This window comes from Massilia sp. MS-15 (assembly GCF_020176695.1).
GTDB lineage: Bacteria > Pseudomonadota > Gammaproteobacteria > Burkholderiales > Burkholderiaceae_D > Telluria > Telluria hydrophila.
On sequence record NZ_JAIWIA010000028.1, the window covers coordinates 1 to 16,244 of the forward strand.

Sequence of the window (16,244 nt, forward strand, 5' to 3'; positions counted from 1 at the left end):
CGGTGTCGACGCCAACGCCCTGCAGCGTCCGAAGCGCTTCTTCGGCGCCGCACGTAACGTCGAAGAAGGCGGCTCGCTGACCATCGTCGCGACCGCCCTGATCGAGACCGGCTCGCGCATGGACGACGTGATCTACGAGGAATTCAAGGGCACCGGCAACATGGAAGTGCACCTCGAGCGCCGCCTGGCCGAGAAGCGCGTCTACCCGGCCATCAACCTGAACAAGTCGGGCACCCGCCGCGAAGAGCTGCTCATCAAGCCGGACCAGCTGCAGAAGATCTGGATCCTGAGGAAGCTCTTGTACTCGATGGACGAGATCGAGGCGATGGAGTTCATCCTCGACAAGATGCGCGCGACGAAAAACAATGTCGAGTTCTTCGACATGATGCGCCGCGGCGGCTGATCGCCGACGCTGCAATCGCGCGAATGGGCGGCCTGCGGGCCGCCTTTTTCATTGCTGCCGGGGCTGCGCCACACCCGGTTGCCACCCATCCCAAAGCCCTTTATAATCTCCGGTTCAGTCCAACCCTGGCAAGTGACCGGCAATCGGGTCAAGAAGCAAGACGACCGACGAAGTGCCGATTGGCTACCAACCATAGAGAAAGCATCATCATGAAGACCGATACCCATCCGGATTACCGCGAAGTCCTGTTCCACGACGTGTCCTGCGACTTCAAGTTCATCACCCGTTCGACCATCAACACCCGCGAAACCGCTACCTACGAAGGTAAGGAATACCCGCTGGTCAAGATCGAAGTCTCGGCTGAATCGCACCCGTTCTACACCGGCAAGCACAAGATCGTCGACACCGCTGGCCGCGTCGAGAAGTTCCGCCAGAAGTTCGGTTCGGTCGGTTCGAAGACCGCCGTCGCCAACGGCTAATTGCCGGGCACCATGCAAGCTTCCGGCTGACAGCAGCCGGAGTTGCCAGAAAAGAAGCCGGTTCTCCGGCTTCTTTTTTTTTCGCGGCTATACTACGCGCCTGTTCTTCCGCTCCGCTGAATGATGAAACCCGTCCGCCTTCCCGCCGCCGCCACCCTGGCACTGCCTCGATGGGCCCTGCTCGCGCTGGGCATGCTGTACATCCTGCCGGGCCTGATCGGCCGCGACCCGTGGAAGGAAGACGCCGGCAGCTTCGGCATCATGTGGACCATGGCGCACGGCGGCCTGGACGACTGGCTGTATCCGAACATCGCCGGCCTGGCTGCCAGCGAGGAGGGTCCGCTCGCCTTCTGGCTGGGCGCCATCTGCATCAAGCTGTTCGGCTGGATCCTTGGCGACGTGCTGGCCGCGCGCGTGTCGACCATCGGTATTTTCGTGACCGGCGCCATGTCGCTGTGGTACACCGCCTTCCACCTGGGCCGGCGCGCCGAGGCGCAGCCGCTGCGCCTGGCCTTTGGCGGCCAGCCCGAGCCCGATGACTATGGCCGCACGCTGGGCGATACCGCGGTCCTGATCTACCTCGGCTGCCTGGGCCTCTTGGTGCAGAGCCACCTGACGCTGGCCGCGACCCTGCAGGGCGCCCTGCTGGCCTATTCCCTGTACCGCGCGGTGCGCTACGTGGAAACCGCGTCGGTCCGCAATGCCGTGCTGGTCGGCCTGTCACTGGGCGGGCTGGCACTCACCCGCGGCGTCCTGGCGCCGGCGGTTCTGGTGCTGGCGCTGTATGCCTGCACCCGCTACCTGAAGCTGGCCACGACCGACACCCTGCGCCACCTGGCGGTCGCCACCGGTGTCGGATTTCTTATCACCCTGGTCTGGCTGCTGCCTGCCGGACTGCTGCGACCGCACGGCCTGTCGCCGGTCGGCCCCTGGCTGGACTGGAACGCGGGCCAGGTCGGCCTGCCGACCCTGGCGTCGCTGAAGAACTTCTTCCGCACCGGCGTCTGGTTCTTCTGGCCGGCCTGGCCCTTCGCCGCCTGGGCAATCTGGGCCTGGCGCCGCCAGCAGCACCTGCTGCACATCGTGATGCCGGTGATGTTCTTCATCGCCCTCACCCTGCTGCTGCTGTGCGATCCGGCGCTGGAAAATGCCGACTTCCTGAAGATGCTGGCGCCACTGGCGCTAATGGCCGCCTTCGGCCTGCCCACCATGAAGCGCGGCGCCATCAACGCGATCGACTGGTTCTCGGTGATGGTACTGACCATCCTGGGCGCCCTGGTCTGGCTGTTCTGGATCGCCAAGCTCACCGGCTGGCCGGCCCAGCTGGCCAAGAATGCGCTCAAGCTGGTGCCCGGCTTCAAGCCCGAAGTCGGCGTGCTTGCCTTCCTGGTGGCGGCCGCCACCAGCATCGGCTGGATCATGCTGGTCCACTGGCGCCTGTCGCGCCAGCCTTCGGTACTGTGGCGCGCCGTGGTGCTGTCCTCGAGCGGCCTGATCCTGCTGTGGGTGCTCCTGATGACCCTGTTCCTGCCCGACCTCAACTACAGCAAGAGCTATGCCGGCGTGGCCCAGCAGTTGGCCGCCCGCCTGCCGCACGACGCCGACTGCATCGAGACCAACGTCGGACCCGCCCAGCGCGCTTCGCTGGCCTATTTCGGCCGCCTCCCCTTCGCACCCCTGGGGGGCGGCGAGTGCCGCTACCTGCTGATACAGGACAGCCTCAAGAGCCGCGACGACCGCGACCTGGCCCGCCGCTACGGCGTGCGCGGCAGTTCCGCCCTGTGGGAAGGCCGCCGCGCCGCCGACCGCGACGAGCGCTTCCGCCTGTTCCGCCGTACCCGCTGAGCTCCTGCCGAGTACCTTCTGGATGCCGTTCGCACTGCCGGCGGTCTGCTGGCACGGTTCGTGCATATTTTTTCTTCCGTGCGCGGCACGCCGGCCCGATGTGACAATCTAAGCTCGCAAGAAGCGAAGTTTGATTGGACTCAAGCATTCCAATAGGCCGGTTATCAAAATGAAAACTGGCCGACATTGAATGGCCGATCATGCAAGGCTGCGAGGAGACACCATGCAAAGCGTTATTTTTTCGGAAATCGTCAGGATCCGTGAACGGCCTTTCTTCCTGCGCCGCGCCGCCACCTGGCGCCAGTTGTTTCCCTGGGCCCTGACCCTCGCACTGGGCCTGCCGCTGCTGATGCTGGCGCTGCACGCCATCGCCCCGGAAACGCCACTGCATTTCATCGTGCTGCCGGCACTGGCCGGGGGCCTGATGCCGGTGGCGATGATGAGCCCGGGCCGTTTCGAGATGCGCACCCGCGTCAATGCCGAGCACATGCTGGGCGCGCTCGACGATGCCCTGGTTTCGCTCGGCTACCACCGCACCGCATCCGATCCCGAGCGCATCAGCTATTTCCGTCCACAACCCTGGCTCAGCGGACGCGAAGGCGCGATCGAAGTCGCGGTCAAGCCGCATACCCTGCAGGTGGTCGGCCCGGTGGGCAGCCTGCGCCTGCTGCAGCAGCGGATCGGATGCTGAGGCGGTGGCTGCAGAGGCGTCTGCCGAGGCGCACTTTCCGCTACTGGTCAGCCGCGCGAGCCTTGTGTTAAGATGCGCGCCTGCGATTGGGCCTCTGTGGCGGAATTGGTAGACGCACTTGACTCAAAATCAAGCGCCGAAAGGCGTGCCGGTTCGATTCCGGCCGGAGGCACCACCCGAGTATCGCAAGCTGTGACCTGAACCCGCTTCTCTGCCAACGAGTGCGGGTTTTTTGTTTTGCGCCCTTGTCCGGGGCAGCCTTGCCTGCTGTCGATATTTCTTACATGCAATTCGTGCAAGTTATTGGGCATTCGGGCGAGCTGCCGCAACCTCGCTCCTGCAAGCACGCCCCGCGTGCCGCCCAACTTGCCAGCTTGCCTATCCATGTAGTCGTCGGAAAAACTTACACTCCGGCGCTGCGTCCTGCGCTCACGGTTGCCGCAGCGGTTTGCCCCAGGTTTCGTAGCTGCGCTCGATACGGCGCCCGGTGCCGTCACGCGCGATCGCGTCGAAGGCCGTGTTCAGGCGCTGGACCAGCACGTCGGGCACGGCCCGGTTGCAGGCCAGGTAGAGTTCGACGCGGTTGAAGACCAGTACTTGCACGATCTTCTTGTCGTAGCCATAGCGCTTGAGGATGGTGCTGCCGCTGCGCAGGCTGGCCGCCCACAGGTCGATACGGTCGAGCAGAAGCTTGCCCGCATTGGCCAGGTCTTCGTTGGCGGCATCGACATGGAAGCCGCGCGCGCGCAGGTAGGCGTCGCGCGCATCGCCATTGTAGGTACCAATGCGCAAGCCCCTGGCGTCTTCCAGGCTGTTCAGTTTCAGATCCCTGTCGGCACGCGCCATCAGGACCCATTGTCCGACATCGGTCGGTCCCACCCACTTGAACTGGCCCTCGCGCTCCGGCGTGCGCGAAGTCGAGTAGACGCAGGCGTCGGGACGCTGCCGGGCGGCGAGGAAGGCCCGTTTCCAGGGCAGTAATTCGATCGTGTAGTCGATGCCGGCACGTTGCATGGCTTCACGCACCTTGTCGGTTGCGATGCCAGTTACCCGCTTGCCATCCAGCATGCTCGACGGCGCCGAGGTTTCGGTCGTGATGTAGAGACGCGGCTTGCTATCCGCTACCGCGCCGATGGCGGTGCCGGCCATGCCGCCGAAGGCGGCGACTGCGATCGCGACAGAAGGAATGAGCAAGATGAGGGCCTGTACAGAAACGCCGGTTTCTTAATCGTCAATGCAGCATAGCAGGAGCGTGAATTGTCGGGCAATGCATGTCGGAAACGGTGGCGAATGCGCGACAGTATGCGCACCGGGTTTTGACGATTCTGCCGATCAACAAGACTTTCCACCATGAAAATGCGATACTGCTAAGACCTTTCTGGGCGCCGATTCTGCCCGCTTCTCTGCCCGCCTACCGCCAAGCCGCCCATGCTGCAACTATTCTCGATCCCGGACGACCCGTCGCTGCTGACCTATGGCGTGTACGAGCCGCGTTTCGTGCTGCTGTCGGTCCTGATCGCCATCTTTTCTTCCTGGATGGGCCTGCAGATCGCGGGCCAGGCCGCGGCCAGCCGCGGCCACCGCGCGATTGTGCTGGCCAGCGGCAGCCTGGCGCTCGGCGCCGGCGTCTGGGCCATGCATTTCATCGGCATGCTCGCCTTCACGCTATGCACGCCGGTCGACTACGATCCCTTGGCCACCCTGCTGTCGGCCGTGCCCAGCATCGGCGCCTCGGCGGTGGCGCTGTCGCTGATCTCGCGCCGGCGCCTCGGTCCGGCCGGTCTCTTGGTGGGCGGAGTGCTGGTCGGCGCCGGCATCGGCGCCATGCATTACGCCGGCATGGCCGGGATGCAGATGCAGCTGCAGCTGCGCTACGACCCCGCCATGTTCGCGCTCTCGATTGTGGTGGCCGTGGTGCTGGCCACGCTGGCGCTCGGGGTGCGCTACCGCCTGTCGCGCTTCAAGTCGCTGAGCGAATCGCGCCGGCTGCTGCTGGCGGCCGTGGTGATGGGCTGCGCCATCGCCGGCATGCACTACACCGGCATGGCGGCCGCCCGCTTCGTCGGCCGGGTCGCGCCGGCCGGGGCGGCCAGCCTGGATACCGACAGCAGTTCCTTCCTGGCGCTCGCGGTGGCGCTGATCACGGTGGTCTTTACCGGCCTGGTGGTGGCCGCCAATGGCCTGCTGCGCTACCGCCAGATGTTCCTGGAACTGCGCCGCAGCGAAGCCTGGATGCGCGCGCTGCTCACCACCACGGTGGACGGCGTGATCACCATCGCGCGCGACGGCACCGTCACCGAATTCAATGCATCGGCCGAGCGCATCTTCGGCTGGCAGCGCGCGGAAATCGTCGGCCACAATGCCAGCCTGCTGATCGCCGACGACGACGGCGCCTCGCGCGAAGGGCTGCTGGGCATCGCGCGCGACGGCTACACCGCGGCCGTCTCCGGCAGCAGCGAGATCATGGGCAAGCGCAAGGACGGCAGCCTGGTGCCGATCCGGCGCGCGATCGGCCACGCGCGCCTCGACCAGCAGGACCTGTTCGTCTGCTTCATTACCGACATCAGCGAGCGGCGCGCCATCATGCAAGCACTGCACGCGAGCGAAGCCCAGTTCCGTTCCCTGATCGCCAACATTCCAGGCATCTCCTTCCGCTGTACCCTCGAAGGCGACTGGCCGATGGTGTTCATCAGCGACGCGGTCGAGCGCGTCACCGGCTATCCGGCGGCCGACTTCGTCGGCCGCCAGCCGCGCCGCCTGTACGGCACCATGATCCATGTGGCCGACCGGCTGCGCGTCAACGCCGAACTGGAAGCGTCGCTGCGCGAAGACCGCCCCTACCTGGTGGAATACCGCCTGCTGCATGCGGACGGCAGCATCCGCTGGCTGTGGGAAAACGGCAGCGGCGTACGCGACGAGGCAGGCCAGGTGGCCTGGCTGGACGGGGTGATCCTCGACATCACCGAGCGCCGCGAGATGGAGGATGCGCTGCGCGAGGCGAAGGACAAGGCCGAGCAGGCCGCGGCCGCGCGCGCCACCTTCGTTGCCAACATGAGCCACGAGATCCGCACGCCGATGAACTCGATCCTGGGCTTCACCGACGTGCTGCTCGACGGTGATCTGAACAAGGAGCAGCGGCGCCACCTGGACACCATCCGCAACGCCGGCCGCTCACTGCTGCGCCTGCTGAACGAGATCCTGGACACCGCCAAGCTGGAAAAAGGCGCGGTGGAGCTCGAGCAGAACGACTACAACCTGCTGTCCCTGATCGACGAACTGTCCTCGACCCTGGCCGCGAACGCGCGCGCCAAGGGCCTGCACCTCGACATCCGCTACAACCCGGCGCTGCCGACCGGCTTGCGCGGCGACGAACTGCGGGTACGCCAGGTGCTGACCAACCTGCTCGATAACGCGATCAAGTTCACCGAGCAGGGCACGGTCGCCCTCGAGGTGAGTGCCGAGGGCGACCAGCTGTGCATTGCCGTCAGCGACACCGGCATCGGCATCGCGCCGGAACGCCTGCAGGCGATCTTCGATCCCTTCACCCAGGCCGACGCCTCGATGACGCGGCGCTTCGGCGGCACCGGCCTGGGCACCACCATCAGCAAGCAGCTGGTCGAACTGATGGGCGGCCGGATCTGGGCCGAGTCCGAGCTCGGCAAGGGCACCACCTTCCACGTGCGCCTACCGCTGGTGCTGGCACGCTTCGCCCAGCAGGCACCGCGCGTGCGCAGCGCCGCCGTGCTGCCGCCGCTGCGCGTGCTGGCGGCCGACGACGTGCCGCAGAACCTGGAGCTGCTGCAGCTGCTGCTGGCGCGCCGCGGGCACACCCTCACCGGCGTGGCGGACGGCGCCGCCGTGGTGGACCAGGCCTTGCATACCGAGTTCGACCTGGTCCTGATGGACTTCCAGATGCCGCTGCTGGACGGCCTGTCCGCGACCCGCGCGATCCGCGCCCACGAAGTGGCCACCGGCCGCCGCCGCACGCCGGTGATCGCGATGACCGCCAGCGTGCTGGCCGAGCACCGCCGCGCCAGCGCGGAGGTCGGCATGGACGGCTTCGCCACCAAGCCGGTCGACTGGTTCTCGCTGTCGCACGAGATCGCGCGCGTGCTGGGGCTGGACCAGCAACAGGCCAATCCGGACCTGGCCGGCATCCCGGCGCCGGCGCGCGAAGTGCTGAACCGGCGCGCCGGCCTGCACCGCTGGGCCGACAAGGCCGACGTGTACGCCGAAGCGCTCGCCCATTTCGGCCGCCAGTACGACGGACTGGCCCTTACCCTGCGCCTGCACGCGGCCGGCGGCGCCCACCACGAGCTGCGCATGCTGGCGCACAAGGTGCGCGGGGTGGCGGCGAACGTCGGCCTGGAACAGCTGTCGGACGCGCTGTCGCAGCTGGAACAGGCCACCAATGCCGTGCCAACCGATGAACGCGCCGCCGCCGCCGCGCTCGAAGCCTGCACCGCGGCGCTGGAGCTGGCGCTGGCCGCGATCCGCGACGGCGATGCGCCGCCCGCTGCCGCCCCCGCGGTGCCCGCCGCCCACGACCTGGCGCGCGCGCGCCGTGCCGGCGGCGTGCTGTTGCAGACCCTGCGCCGCGGCGCCCTCGACGACGCCGCGCTGGCCGGTCTGGCGGCCGCGCTGGCCGGGCATCCGGCGGCCGCGCGCGTGGCCCAGGTCCAGCGCGCGATCGGGGACTTCGAATTCGATTCGGCGCTGGAGCAACTGGAAGCCGTGATGGCCACCCTGGATGAACAAGAACAAGCAACACAGGACGCACAAGCATGACCCAACCGAACAACCGTCCGCTGATCCTCGCGGTCGATGACGAGGCCAGCAACCTGCAGCTGCTGCGCCAGATCCTGCAGGACCACTACCGCCTGCTGTTCGCCAAGGATGGCGCCCGTGCGCTCGAGCTGGCGCGCCAGGAAGGCCCTGACCTGGTGCTGCTGGACGTGATGATGCCGGGGATGTCCGGCTACGAAGTGTGCGCGGCGCTGAAAGCCGAGCCAGGCACCGCCGCCATCCCGGTGATCTTCGTGACCGCACTGACCGACACCGCCGACGAGCTCGAAGGCTTCGAGGCCGGTGCCGTGGACTACATCACCAAGCCGGTCAGCCCGCCGATCGTGCGTGCGCGGGTGCGCACCCACCTGTCGCTGGTACGCATGGAGGAGCTGCGCGCGACGCGCCTGGAGATCGTCCAGCGCCTCGGCCTGGCGGCTGAATACAAGGACAACGAGACCGGCCTGCACGTGATCCGCATGAGCCACATGTCGCGCATCCTGGGCATTGCGGCCGGCCTCACCGAGCTGGAGGCGGACGACCTGCTGCACGCCGCCCCGATGCATGACGTGGGAAAGATCGGCATCCCCGACCGCATCCTGCAAAAACCGGGGCCGCTCGATGCGGACGAATGGAAGGTGATGCAGAGCCACGTGACGATCGGCGCCGAGATCATCGGCCAGCACGAGGGCGGGATGCTGGCGCTGGCCGCGCAGATCGCGCTGACCCACCATGAAAAATACGACGGCAGCGGCTACCCGCGCGGGCTGCGCGGCGAGGACATCCCGCTGGCCGGGCGCATCGTGGCGATCGCCGACGTGTACGATGCGCTGACCTCGAAGCGCCCCTACAAGAAGGCCTGGAGCGAGGAAGATGCGCTGGCCTTCCTGCGCGCGCAGAAGGGACGCCACTTCGATCCGGAGCTGGTCGACCTGTTCATCGAACAGATGCCGGCCGTGCGCACGGTGCAGCAGCGCTGGGCCGAGGACTGATCCTTTCCTGCCTCAGCGCGCCGGCGGCACTCCAGCCAGCCTGACGTGTTCGCCGGCATCGGCCGTGGCGCGGCGCGCGACCAGCTCGCGGTACAGGTCCGCATAGTCGAGCGCCATCTGCTCGGAGGTAAACAGCTCGTTGTAGCGCTGCTCGGCGCGCGCACCCATGCGGCGCGCCAGTTCCTGGTCTTCCCACAGCCGGCGCATGGCGCCGCGCAGCGCGCCCGGGTCGGACGGCGCCGTCACCAGGCCGGTCTCGCCGTCGCGGTTGACATAGGTGGTGCCGGTGCCGATCTCGCAGGAGATCATCGGCTTGCCGTGCATCGCCGCTTCCAGCAGCGAGATGCCGAAGGCTTCCGAGCGCAGGTGCGAAGGGAACACCAGCGCATGGGACAGGGCCAGCAGCGCCGCCTTGTCCTGCTCGTCCACCGGCCCGGTGAACAGCACGTGCTTCAGGCCCAGGCGCGCGGCCTGCTCCTTCAGCGCCTGCTCTTCCGGCCCGGTGCCGACGATCACGATCGGGCAGTCCAGCCCGCATGCCGCCTCCAGCAGGATGTGCAGGCCCTTGTAGTAGCGCAGCACGCCCACGAACAAAAAGAACTTCGGTCCCACCCTGGCACGCCAGTGCGCCAGGCGGCAAGGCTCGACGCCCGGATAGGTGGACTTGTCGAGGCCATAGGTGATGACGCGGGTCTTGTCGCGGTAGCGCGCCAGCACGGGAGACGAAGCCAGGTAGTTCGGCGAGGCGGCCACGATGGCGTCCACGCTGCTGAGGAAGCGGTGCTTGAGCGGCTGGTACAGGCGCAGCCAGTGCTTCTGGCGCACGATGTCGGAGTGGTAGCTGACCACGGTCGGCTTGTCCACGCGCGCCATGAAATGGGCCAGGTCCATGAAGGGCCAGGGAAAGTGGTAGTGCACCACATCGGCCTCGCGCGCCAGGCGCGCCAGTGCGCCCAGCGCCTGCCAGGAACAGGCGTTGGAGGCGATCTCGAAGTTCTGCGGCACCCGCTCGATGGTGTGGCCGTCGAAGCTGATCGGGGCCAGGTTCTTCTGGCGCGACAGCGACAGCACGGTATTGCTCACGCCCAGGCGCGTCGTGCCGACACACAGCTGGCGGATCACCTGTTCGATGCCGCCGACCGAGTCCGGATAGTAGGTCTTGTAGAAGTGAAGGACACGCATGTTGGAAGCTTACTGCGAAAGTACTGCACGGTACACGTCGGCGGTCTGCCGTGCGGTGGCGTGCCAGGTGAGTTGTTCGGCGCGCGCGCGCCCGGCGGCGATGCAGCGCGCGCGTTCGCGGGCGTCGCCCGCCAGGACACGCAACGCGTCGGCCAGCGCCCCGGTGTCGTGCGGATCGACCTCGAGCGCCGCGCCGCGGGTCACTTCCGGCAGCGAGCTGGCGTTCGAGGCAACCACCGGCACGCGCGAGGCGAAGGCCTCGACCACCGGGATGCCAAAGCCCTCGTACAGCGAGGGAAAGGCGAACACACCGGCCCCCAGGTAGAGGTGGCGCAGGGACGTGGCCTCGGTCACCCGGTCGAGCCAGACCAGGTTCTCGCCAACGCCGCGCACCGTCTCGATCCGTGCCACCAGGGCTTCGCAGCGCCAGCCGCGCGCGCCCACGATCACCAGCGCGCGCTCGTCGCGCAGCGGCTTGGGCAGCATCAGCCAGGCATCGAGCAGGCGCTCCACGTTCTTGCGCGGCTGCAGCGTGCCGACGGTGAGGAAATAGCCGGGATGTAGTTTATATCCCACAAGGGTCGCCGCTACGGCCGCCTCGTCCGCCGCTTCCAGCCATTCCTCGTCCACCCCGCAATAAACCACCGACACGCGCTCGCGCTTCACGCCGAAGCATTCGACCAGCTCGTCGATCGCGAAATGGGACAGGGCGATCACGTGGTCCGCCTTGGCCGTGGCCTTGCGCTGCAGCCAGTTCTTGACGCTGCGCAGGCGCGGATTGCACCACTCGGGATACTTGATCGGCAGCGCGTCGTGCAGTGTCGCCACCACCGGACAATCCATGCGCACGATGCGGTAGTCGGTGACGTGGAACAGGTCGGCCGGCATGTGGACCCGGTGCGCCGCGGGCATCGCCAGGTCGACCAGCGAGGCGCGCTCGAAGGATTGCGGCAGCGGCTTGCCGATGCTGATGTCCGCTCCCCTGGCGGCGCCGATGCGCGGCCAGGAATACGGCTGCACACTGCAGCCGGTGCGCGGCAGGTGGCGCAGCAGCGCTCGGGTGTAGACCCCGATCCCATCGAGGCGGCCGCCGGTCAGGCCCGGTTCGATCATGGTCGTTCCGAGTCCCACGGTGAGACCGTTGGTCCTCACGCCAGGTACATCCAGCGCAGCGTCTCGGACAGCGGCGTCGGGTCGAGTGGGCCGATGGCGTCAATCAGCTTGCGCCTGCTGCCCGTCAGGGTCAGCACGTCATTGCTGCGCACGAAGGCCGGATTGACCTGCACCTCGATGCGGTAGCCGGCAATCTCGCCCATCATGTCGATCACCGAGGCCAGCGAGTGCGAATGGCCCGAGCAGACATTGAAGGCTTCGCCGGTGGGCGCCAGGGCCAGCAGGCGCCGGTAGGCGCGCACCACCATGCGCACGTCGGAGAAGTCGCGCGCGATCGCCAGGTTGCCCAGTTCGATGCGCGCTTCCTGGCGGCGGAAGTGCGAGACGATCTTCGGCAGCAGGAAGTTCTCGGCCTGGCCCACGCCGGTATAGTTGAAGGGGCGCGCAATGGTGATCGGCAGCCGGTCCATCCACAGGCGCGCCATGTACTCCATGGCCAGCTTGCTGACGGCGTAGTCGTTGGCGGGGCTGGGAGCGACCGCCTCGTCGATCACGGGCACGCTGGCATTGCCGTAGATATTGGCCGAGGAAGCCAGCAGCACGCTGGTGGGGCGGTGCCCGCCCTGGTCCAGCGCTTCGAGCAGGTTGCGCGTGCCGACCACGTTCACGCGGTAGATCAGTTCGGCGTTGGAATGGGCCACGAAGGCGATGCCGGCCAGGTGGGCAACCACGTCGGGCTGGATTTCGTCGACCACGCGCGCCACGGCTTCGCGGTCGCACAGGTCGACCGCGTAGACGTCCGGCCCCAGCTCCTCGCCCGGCATGGCCATGCCGTACACGCGGTAGCCGGCGGCTTGCAGTTCCTGCGCCATGTAGTGGCCGGTAAAGCCGCGCAGGCCGGTGACAAGCGCGCGGCGCCCTTCTCCTTCGCGCCCGCCCTTGCCCGCCAGGGTGCCGTCCGTGGCCATGCCTGCCATGATCTAGAACGAGAAGCCGATGTCGTTGCGGCGCAGGTCGGCGTCGACCATCATCTGGCACAGTTCCTCGAGCGTGGTCTTCGGCTCCCAGCCGAGCACGCGCCTGGCCTTGGCGGGGTCGCCGATCAGGAGGTCGACTTCGGCCGGACGGTAGAACTTGGGCGAGACGCGCACCAGGGCCTTGCCGGTGCGGGCGCAGTGACCGACTTCGTTCTCGCCCTCGCCGGAGAATTCGATCGCGACGCCGGCACCCTTGAATGCCATGCTGACGAAGTCGCGCACCGTCTCGGTACGGTTGGTGGCCAGCACGAAGGTATCCGGTTCGTCGGCCTGCAGGATGCGCCACATGCCTTCGACGTATTCCTTGGCATAGCCCCAGTCGCGCTTGGCGTCGAGGTTGCCCAGTTCGAGTACGTCGAGCTTGTTCTGGACGATCTTGGCCACCGAGTCGGTGATCTTGCGGGTGACGAACTCGCGGCCGCGCAGCGGCGACTCGTGGTTGAACAGGATGCCCGAGGAGCCGAAGATGCCATACGACTCGCGGTAGTTCACCGTCATCCAGTGCGCATACAGCTTGGCCACGCCGTACGGGCTGCGCGGGTAGAACGGGGTGTCCTCGACCTGCGGGATGGCCTGCACCTTGCCGAACATCTCCGAGGTCGACGCCTGGTAGAAGCGGATCTTCGGGTTGATGATGCGGATCGCCTCGAGCAGGTGGACGGCGCCCAGGCCGGTGATCGAGGCGGTGGTGACCGGCTGCTCGAAAGAGACGCCGACGAAGCTTTGCGCGGCCAGGTTGTAGACCTCGTCCGGACGGCTGCTCTCGACCAGGCGGATGCTCGAGGACAGGTCGGTCAGGTCGTATTCGACCAGCGCCAGGTTCGGGTGCTTCTCGATGCCGAGTTCTTCGATGCGCCAGAAGTTGACCGAGCTGGAGCGGCGGAAGGTGCCTGTCACATGGTAGCCTTTTTCCAGCAGGATCTGGGCCAGATAGGCGCCGTCCTGGCCGGTAATGCCGGTGATCAGGGCTCTCTTTGTTGTAAGCATGTTCTTGGTTCTAGAAGATGGTCTCGCGGGCAGCCAGACGCAGGGCAGCCGGGATTGTATCAGAGAGGACGTGCCGATGACTCTTGCACAACGGAAAAAAATGTAAAAAGAGCAACAATTAGTCGTACATTATGCCCTGAAAACACCCCCAAACGTCGCTTGCTTACGGTTTGTTACCGTTGTATTTGCGCGATGACAAACATCGAAATTTGGAGACAAACACGCCTGATGCAGCTCAATTAGCCGCATCAGGCGCAGGTTTTACAACATCAACTGTGACGTGCTTAACGCTGCGATACCGCATCCACCACGCATAGCGCGGTCATATTGACGATGCGGCGCACCGTCGACGATGGCGTCAGGATGTGCACCGGACGCGCACAGCCCAGCAGCACCGGGCCGATCGCGATGCCGTTGCCAGCCGCGCTCTTGACCAGGTTGTAGGAGATGTTGGCGGCGTCGATGTTCGGCATCACCAGCAGGTTGGCATCGCCGCTCAGGCTGGAGTTCGGCATGATCTTGGCGCGCACCTTGGCTTCGATCGCGGTGTCGCCGTGCATTTCGCCGTCGATTTCCAGGTTTGGCTTGGCCTGCTGCACCAGCGGCAGGACCGCGCGCATCTTCTGGGCCGAGGCGCTGTTGGCGGTACCGAAGTTCGAGTGCGACAGCAGGGCCGCGCGCGGCTGCATGCCGAAGCGTTCCATCTCCTCGGCCGCCATGACGGTGATCTCGGCCAGCTCCTCGGCATTCGGGTTCTCGTTGACGTGGGTGTCGACGATGGCCAGCTGGCGGTCCGGGGTGATCAGGAAGTTCATCGCCGCGTAAACATTGGTGCCGGCGCGCTTGCCCAGCACCTGGTCGATGTAGTGCAGGTGCATCCAGGTGGTGCCGTAGGTGCCGCAGATCAGGCCATCGGCATCGCCCTTGTGGACCATCATGGCGCCGATCAGGGTATGGCGGCGGCGCATCTCGATCTTGGCCAGGTCGACGGTCACGCCCTTGCGCTTGGCCATCTCGTAGTAGGTCTGCCAGTAGTCGCGGTAGCGCTCGTCGTAGTCCGGGTTGATCACGTCCACGTTCTGGCCCAGCTTCAGGCGCAGGCCGAACTTCTCGATGCGCTTCTCCAGCACCGCCGGGCGGCCGACCAGGATCGGGCGCGCCAGCTTCTCGTCGACCACCACCTGCACCGCGCGCAGCACGCGCTCGTCCTCGCCCTCGGCGTAGACGATGCGCTTGGCTTCCAGCGGGGCGGCCTTGGCCACCGAGAACAGCGGCTTCATGAAGGTGCCGCTGCGGTACACGAACTGCTGCAGGCTCTCGGCATAGGCGGCCAGGTCCGCGATCGGACGGGTGGCGACGCCGCCGTCCTGGGCCGCCTTGGCCACCGCCGGGGCGATGTGGGTCAGCAGGCGCGGGTCGAACGGCATCGGGATCAGGTATTCCGGGCCGAACGACAGGTTATTGATGCCGTAGGCCGAGGCGACGATGTCCGACTGCTCGGCGTGCGCCAGGTCGGCGATCGCATGCACCACCGCGATTTCCATCTCGCGCGTGATGGTGGTGGCGCCGCAGTCCAGCGCGCCGCGGAACATGTAGGGGAAGCACAGCACGTTGTTGACCTGGTTCGGATAGTCCGAACGGCCGGTGGCGATGATGGCGTCGCTGCGCACTGCCTTCACATCCTCGGGCAGGATCTCCGGATTCGGGTTGGCCAGCGCCAGGATCAGCGGATTGGGCGCCATCTGCGCCACCATGTCCTGCTTCAGGACGCCACCGGCCGACAGGCCGAGGAAGATGTCGGCGCCGGGAATCACCTCGCGCAGCGAGCGGTGCTCGGTATCCTGGGCGAAGCGTTCCTTGTCCTCGTCCATCAGTTCGGTGCGGCCCTTGTAGACCACGCCGGCCAGGTCGGTGACAAAGATGTTCTCGAGTGGGAAGCCGAGGTCGACGATCAGGTCGAGGCAGGCCAGCGCCGCGGCGCCGGCGCCGGAGACGACCAGCTTGCAGTGCTTGATATCCTTGCCGACCACCTTCAGGCCGTTCAGGATGGCGGCGCCGACGATGATGGCGGTGCCATGCTGGTCGTCGTGGAAGACCGGGATCTTCATGCGCTCGCGCAGCTTGCGCTCGATGTAGAAGCACTCGGGCGCCTTGATGTCCTCGAGGTTGATGCCCCCGAAAGTAGGCTCCAGCGAGGCGATGATGTCGACCAGCTTGTCCGGGTCGTTCTCGTTGACCTCGATGTCGAACACGTCGATCGCGGCGAACTTCTTGAACAGCACGCCCTTGCCTTCCATCACCGGCTTCGAGGCCAGCGGGCCGATGTTGCCCAGGCCGAGCACGGCGGTGCCGTTCGAGATCACGGCAACCAGGTTGCCGCGCGCGGTGTACTTGTACGAATTGGCCGGATCCTTGACGATTTCCTCGCAAGGCGCGGCCACGCCCGGTGAATACGCCAGCGCCAGGTCGCGCTGGTTCAGCAGGCCCTTGGTCGGGGTCACGCTGATCTTGCCGGGACGGGGAATCTGGTGGTATTCGAGTGCTGCAGCACGCAGTTGTTGACGCAATTCTTCTTTCTTGTCCGATGACGAGTCCATGCCTGGCAGCCTTCCTGAAACTAGAGGGGAACCTCCAATTTTATCAGACCGGCAGTTGACAAAGGCTACGTATTTTCAACAGGTCACGGCGATTCATAAGACTCCCTAATAGTTTGAGCCTTTGCATTTGCTG

The 16,244-nt window shown here is 66.2% G+C and carries 11 protein-coding genes, 1 tRNA gene and 1 pseudogene; 7 read left to right on the top strand and 6 right to left on the bottom strand.

Going from position 1 to position 16,244, the window contains the following annotated elements; genetic code table 11:
- From rho to LCI23_RS11995, 5 genes and pseudogenes are all read left to right on the top strand, one after another.
- A pseudogene (rho, locus tag LCI23_RS11975) lies at positions 1-403 on the top strand (transcription termination factor Rho); the annotation flags it as partial.
- A gap of 209 nt (positions 404-612) precedes the next feature.
- Positions 613-882 carry a type B 50S ribosomal protein L31 gene (locus LCI23_RS11980; protein WP_036213036.1) on the top strand — a complete coding sequence of 90 codons (270 nt, stop codon included), beginning with the start codon at positions 613-615 and terminating at the stop codon, positions 880-882.
- Positions 883-1,005: 123 nt separating this feature from the next.
- Positions 1,006-2,727 carry a glycosyltransferase family 39 protein gene (locus tag LCI23_RS11985; RefSeq protein WP_224946751.1) on the top strand — a complete coding sequence of 574 codons (1,722 nt, stop codon included), beginning with the start codon at positions 1,006-1,008 and terminating at the stop codon, positions 2,725-2,727.
- Positions 2,728-2,950: 223 nt separating this feature from the next.
- Positions 2,951-3,418 (top strand): DUF4055 domain-containing protein, encoded by a 468-nt coding sequence (locus LCI23_RS11990; protein WP_224946698.1) that lies wholly within the window; start codon positions 2,951-2,953, stop codon positions 3,416-3,418.
- Positions 3,419-3,508: 90 nt separating this feature from the next.
- Positions 3,509-3,593 (top strand) — tRNA-Leu (locus tag LCI23_RS11995).
- A gap of 254 nt (positions 3,594-3,847) precedes the next feature.
- On the opposite strand, the gene LCI23_RS12000 is transcribed toward LCI23_RS11995, so the two are convergent.
- Positions 3,848-4,612 (bottom strand): ABC transporter substrate-binding protein, encoded by a 765-nt coding sequence (locus tag LCI23_RS12000; RefSeq protein ID WP_224946699.1) that lies wholly within the window; start codon positions 4,610-4,612, stop codon positions 3,848-3,850.
- Positions 4,613-4,846: 234 nt separating this feature from the next.
- Here LCI23_RS12000 and LCI23_RS12005 point away from each other — a divergent pair, with 234 nt between their 5' ends.
- On the top strand, positions 4,847-8,206 hold the full coding sequence (locus LCI23_RS12005; RefSeq protein ID WP_224946700.1) for an MHYT domain-containing protein: 3,360 nt from the start codon (positions 4,847-4,849) through the stop codon (positions 8,204-8,206).
- A complete protein-coding gene (locus LCI23_RS12010) occupies positions 8,203-9,195 on the top strand; it encodes an HD-GYP domain-containing protein (RefSeq protein WP_224946701.1) in 993 nt (330 codons plus the stop codon). Before LCI23_RS12005 ends, LCI23_RS12010 begins: the two co-directional genes overlap by 4 nt.
- Before the next feature lie 12 nt (positions 9,196-9,207).
- On the opposite strand, the gene LCI23_RS12015 is transcribed toward LCI23_RS12010, so the two are convergent.
- The 5 genes from LCI23_RS12015 to LCI23_RS12035 form a co-directional block, all read right to left on the bottom strand.
- Positions 9,208-10,377 (bottom strand): glycosyltransferase family 4 protein, encoded by a 1,170-nt coding sequence (locus LCI23_RS12015; RefSeq protein WP_224946702.1) that lies wholly within the window; start codon positions 10,375-10,377, stop codon positions 9,208-9,210.
- A 9-nt stretch (positions 10,378-10,386) separates the two neighbouring features.
- Positions 10,387-11,490: a glycosyltransferase family 1 protein gene (locus LCI23_RS12020; RefSeq protein ID WP_224946703.1), complete on the bottom strand. Its 1,104-nt coding sequence runs from the start codon at positions 11,488-11,490 to the stop codon at positions 10,387-10,389.
- Positions 11,491-11,525: 35 nt separating this feature from the next.
- The gene (locus LCI23_RS12025; protein WP_224946752.1) at positions 11,526-12,458 is read right to left on the bottom strand and encodes a GDP-mannose 4,6-dehydratase; all 933 of its coding nucleotides are present in this window, start codon (positions 12,456-12,458) and stop codon (positions 11,526-11,528) included.
- Between the two features lie 12 nt (positions 12,459-12,470).
- A complete protein-coding gene (gene gmd / locus LCI23_RS12030) occupies positions 12,471-13,514 on the bottom strand; it encodes a GDP-mannose 4,6-dehydratase (protein WP_224946704.1) in 1,044 nt (347 codons plus the stop codon).
- 284 nt (positions 13,515-13,798) lie between these two features.
- Entirely contained in the window at positions 13,799-16,111 is a 2,313-nt protein-coding gene (locus LCI23_RS12035) for an NADP-dependent malic enzyme (protein ID WP_307727726.1), read from the bottom strand.
- Positions 16,112-16,244 lie beyond the last annotated feature (133 nt).